Source organism: Streptomyces sp. WAC05292 (genome assembly GCF_003949955.1).
In the GTDB taxonomy this organism is placed as follows: Bacteria; Actinomycetota; Actinomycetes; order Streptomycetales; family Streptomycetaceae; genus Streptomyces; species Streptomyces globosus.
Genome location: NZ_RPSE01000445.1, coordinates 1 through 4,811, shown reverse-complemented (window position 1 = coordinate 4,811; position 4,811 = coordinate 1). Strand labels below are relative to the sequence as shown.

At 77.0% G+C, this 4,811-nt stretch carries 2 protein-coding genes; both read left to right on the top strand.

Translation table 11 applies throughout. The features are described 5' to 3' along the window. The first annotated feature begins 176 nt into the window (after positions 1 to 176). Positions 177 to 2,309 carry an elongation factor G gene (gene fusA / locus EF903_RS28845; RefSeq protein ID WP_125547950.1) on the top strand — a complete coding sequence of 711 codons (2,133 nt, stop codon included), beginning with the start codon at positions 177 to 179 and terminating at the stop codon, positions 2,307 to 2,309. A 150-nt stretch (positions 2,310 to 2,459) separates the two neighbouring features. Then, a complete protein-coding gene (locus EF903_RS28840; RefSeq protein ID WP_125547949.1) occupies positions 2,460 to 4,703 on the top strand; it encodes an FUSC family protein in 2,244 nt (747 codons plus the stop codon). The last annotated feature ends 108 nt before the right edge of the window (positions 4,704 to 4,811 follow it).

The following is a 4,811-nucleotide window of genomic DNA, read 5'->3' as shown; positions in this document are numbered from 1 at the left end:
CGCCCGGCCCGCCCCGGTGCTCCCTCGGAGCGCCGCGGCACGGCCGCTCGCGGCCCGGGCGGGTGCGTCGCCGGAGTGGATCCGGAATCGGATGCCGAGGGCATCCGGACTGAACTCCCGCCAGATGTCAGGGAATCGCGCAGCCCATGCAGCCATCTCACCCGAAAGGCCGGGCCATGCGCACCAGCCTGCGTTCCGACGCCACCACCACCGCCACCACCCGTCCCGCCCTCGCAGCGGTCCGCAACATCGGCATCCTCGCCCACGTCGACGCGGGCAAGACCACCGTCACCGAGCGGATCCTGTTCGCCACCGGCGCCGTCCACAAGCGCGGCGAGGTGCACCAGGGCACCACCGTCACCGACTACGACGCGCAGGAGCGGGACCGCGGCATCACCATCTTCGCCGCGGCCGTCAGCTGCTCCTGGGCAGGCCACCGCATCAACCTCATCGACACACCAGGCCACGTCGACTTCGCCGACGAGGTCGAGCGCTCCCTGCGCGTCCTCGACGGGGCGGTCGCCGTCTTCGACGCCGTGGCAGGCGTCGAGCCGCAGAGCGAGTCGGTGTGGCGCCAGGCGGACCGGCACGGCGTCCCGCGGATCGCGTTCGTCAACAAGATGGACCGGGCGGGCGCCGACCTCGACGCGGCCGCCAGGTCGCTGCGCGACCGGCTCGGCGCCGCCCCGCTCGTGGTGCAGCTGCCGATCGGACGGGAGGACGGCTTCGCCGGCGTCGTCGACCTGGTCCGCATGCGCGCCCTGCTCTGGCCCGCCGGCTCCGACACCTGCCGGACGCTTGCGGAAGCCGAGTGGGACGCCGAGGGCGGGCCGGGCCTGCGCGCCGAGGCCCTCCACCGCCGGCGCCTGTTGGAGGAGGCCGCTGCGGAACTCGATCCGGAAGCCCTGGAGGAGTTCTGCACCACCGGCACCCTGGCCGACGGCGCCCTCGCCCGCGCCCTGCGGACGGCGACCCTCGACGGCACCGGAACGGTCGTCCTGTGCGGGTCCGCCTACCGCAACCGCGGGGTGGAGCCGCTCCTCGACGCCGTCGCCGCCTACCTGCCGTCGCCCGACGACATGCCGCCCGTGCGCGGTACGGCAGCGGACGGCGCCGAGCAGGAGCGCCACCCCGACGCCGGCGGGCCGGTCGCCGCGCTCGCCTTCAAGGTGTCCGTGACCGCCTCCGGCCGCCTCACCTTCGTACGCGTCTACTCCGGAACCCTGCGGAAGGGGGACACCGTGCTGGACACGAGCACCGGCCGCACCGAGCGCGTCGCGCGCATCCTGCGCGTGCAGGCCGACCGGCACACCGAGTTGGACGAGGCGCGGGCCGGCGACATCGTCGCCGTCGTCGGGCCGAAGGCCGCCCGCGCCGGCACGACCCTGTGCGCGCCGCAGGCACCGCTGCTCCTCGAACCGCCCACCGTCGCCGACCCGGTGGTGTCCGTCGCGGTCGAGGCGCGCCGCAGCACCGACACCGGCCGGCTGGCGGCCGCGCTGGCCAGGCTGGCGGAGGAAGACCCGTCGCTGCGGGTGCGCAGCGACGCCGAGACCGGCCAGACCGTGCTGTCCGGGATGGGCGAACTCCACCTGGAGGTCGCGGTGGAGAAGATCCGCCGCGACCACGGGCTCGACCCCGCCGTGGGCCGGCCGCGGGTGTCGTACCGCGAGACCGTGGTGCGCGGTGTCGCGGGCCTCGTCCACCGGCACGTCAAACAGGACGGCGGAGCCGGCCAGTTCGCGCACCTCGTCATCGACGTCGAGCCGCTGGACGGTGCGGCCGCCGGACCCGGGACGGTCTTCGAGTTCCGCTCGACGGTCGTCGGCGGGCGGGTGCCGCAGGAGTACGTGCGCGCCGTCGAGGCCGGCTGCCGGGACGCGCTCGCCGACGGCCCGCTGGGCGGCCACCCGGTGACGGGCCTGCGGGTCACCCTCACCGACGGGGCGACGCACTCCAAGGACTCCTCGGAGATGGCGTTCCGCACCGCCGGGCGGGCCGCGCTGAGGGCGGCGCTGCGGCAGTGCGCGATGGGGCTGCTGGAACCGGTGGCCGAAGTCGTGGCCACCGTTCCCGAGGACGCCGTCGGCACCGTCCTCGGCGACCTCGCGGCGCGCCGCGGCCGGGTGTCCGGCTCCGAGAGCCGGTCCGGGACCACGGCGGTCACGGCCGTGGTGCCGCTGGCGGAGCTCTTCGGCTACGCGTCCCGGCTGCGCGGGCGGACGCAAGGGCGGGGCACCTTCACGACCCGGCCGGCGGGCCTCGCCCCGGTGCCGGAGGCGGTCGCGGCGCAGGTCCTGGCCGTCTGACGCTCCCGGCCCGCCGCTCCCGGGCGCGGCGGCGGGCCGGGCCGCGGCCGGGGGCGGCCGGGCCCGCGGCGGTCGCCCGGCCCCCGTCGGCGGGGTCCGCGCGGCGGGGGCGCGGGTGCCGTTCCGGTGGGGGTACGTGATCCTGGTGGCATGGGCCCCGCCGGTGTCCCCCGCAAGCGGATCGCCGCACGCTACGCCGCGGCCGCCCGCCGGTCCGGCCGGGTCACCCTCGCCGCCGGGGCCGCCTTCTACCTGTTCCTGTACGGCTTCGGAGCGACGGTCGCGGCGACGTACGGCCTGTTCGCGGCGGTGTCCATGGCCGGGCTGTCCCGGATCCCCGGGACGGGGCGGCAGCGCGCCGCGGTGCTGGTGCGGCTGGTGCCGGTGTGCTGGCTGCTGGTGGCCGTCGGCACGTACCTCGCGGTGCGTACGTGGACCGCCGTCGCCGGCATGCTCGTCATCGGCTTCGCGCTGGCGTTCGTCGCGGCCGGCGGCCCCCGCGCCGCCGGCGCGGCGCCCGGCCTCCAGCTGCTGTACATCCTGCCGTCGTTCCCGCCCTACGATCCGGGCTCGCTCGACGAACGGCTCATCGGCGCCACCGCCGGCCTGCTGCTCCTGATCCTCGCCGAGGCGTACCTCTTCCCCGATCCGCCGACCGTCCCCTACCGGGAACTCGCCGCCCGCGCCGCGGACACCGCGCAGGCGTGCGTCCGCGAGCTGGCCGCCCCGCCCTGGCGGCTCTCGGAACAGCGCGCGCGGGACGCGGCTGCCGCCATCGGCTCGCTGCGGCCCATGAACGTCCCGGAGGCGGACCGGCCCGCAGGGCCGGGCGTCCACGAGCGGGCCCTGTCGCAGACCGGCCTGTCGGCCCGGACGCTGCTCGCCCGGCTGCTCCGGCTGCCCGAACCGCCCGGCGGGTCCGGGCCGGCGGAGCCCGGCCGCCAGATCTTGGAGGCCGTCCGCCGGACCGCGGCGGAGACCGCGGCGTGCCTGCGGGGCGCCACGCCGCAGACCGGCGCCCGGGAAGGGCTGGCGCGGGCCCGCGCCGGGCTGGTGGCCTCGCACCCCGAACCGGCCCCGGGGGCCCCGCACCCGCCGGAGCAGGTCGCGGTGCTGCGCTGGTACGCCGGCCTCATCGAGGCGGCCGACGCCGCCCTCGCCATGTCCACGGCCGCAGCGATCTCCGTACACGGCCGGGCCGCCGCGCCCGATCCGCCGCCGATGCGCTTCTGGTACGCCCGTATGCGGGCCCCGCACCTGTGGTGGATGCGGCTGGAGGGGCACGCGGGACGCCGCTCGGTGTTCTTCCAGAACGCCGTCCGGATCAGCCTCGCCCTGGCAGCCGCCCGCACCGTCGCCGGGCTGGACACCCTCCCGCACGGCTTCTGGGCCACCCTCGCCGCCCTGACACTGACCCGGACGACGGTCCGCGAAACCGGCACGACGGTCCGGCTCGCCCTGACCGGCACGCTCGCCGGGGCCCTCCTGGCCGCCGTTCTCCTGGCCGCGGTCGGGAGCGACACCACCGTGTACGCGATCGCCCTGGCGCCCGTCATGCTGCTGACCTTCACGCTCGGGCCGGTCAAGGGCGTCGGCTGGGCACAGGCCATGTTCACGGTGACCATCGCCCTGGTGTTCGCGCAGCTCGCACCGGCGACCTGGCAGCTCGCGGAGCTGCGGCTGCTGGACGTGCTGATCGGCAGCGCGATCGGTGCGGTGTTCGGGCTGCTCGCGTGGCCGCGCGGCGCGCACGAGGAGCTCCAGCGCTCGGCGGCGGTGCTGATGCGCGGGGCGGCGGAGATCGTCGTCGCGACGACCGCCGCCGTCGCCGCGGGCGGCGTACGGGAGGTGCAGCCGGCCGTGCCGGGACACCGCTCGCTGAGGCACTCGCTGATCCTCGCCGAATCGGCGTTCGCCCAGTACCAGAGCGAGCCGGAGGGCTCGTACGGGCACCGCGGGCACGCCGGGCAGCCCGGCGGGGCGGGCCGCGCCGGCCCCGTACCGGAGCCGGACTGGCAGGCCACCGTGATGGCCGGACACCACACGCTGTGGGGGTCGGACCGGCTGATGGAGCCGCCACAGCCGGGGCCCGCGCCGGTCACCGTGCCCCCGCTCGGCCCGGATGCGGCCGAAGCCGTGGCCCGGCTGGGCGACCGGGTCGCCGGCCGCATGCTGCTGGTGTCGGCGGCACTCGACCCGGGCGGCGACACCCCGGCCGCCCCGGTCGCGCTGCGGGACCCGGCGTTCGACGGCTTCGCCGCCCGGCCCGACGGCGCGCCGCGCCTCTACTACATGACGGTGTTCTGGCTCGACTCCCTGATCACCGACCTCGAACACATCACGGGAACCGCCCGCAACCGGCCCGCAACCGCTCCGGAACTGCCCCGGCACTGACCCGCCCGGGGCGCGGGCGCCCGGTGGGCCGGGCGATACTTCGCTCCTGACCTCCCCCGAAAGGCGGCACCCGGCATGCCCGACCCGACCGGCCCGACAGCCCCGACC

Coding starts and splice junctions, on each gene's coding strand:
- EF903_RS28840 (WP_125547949.1), top strand. CDS start 2,460: ATGGGCCCCGCCGGTGTCCCCCGCAAGCGGATCGCCGCACGCTACGCC.
- fusA (WP_125547950.1), top strand. CDS start 177: ATGCGCACCAGCCTGCGTTCCGACGCCACCACCACCGCCACCACCCGT.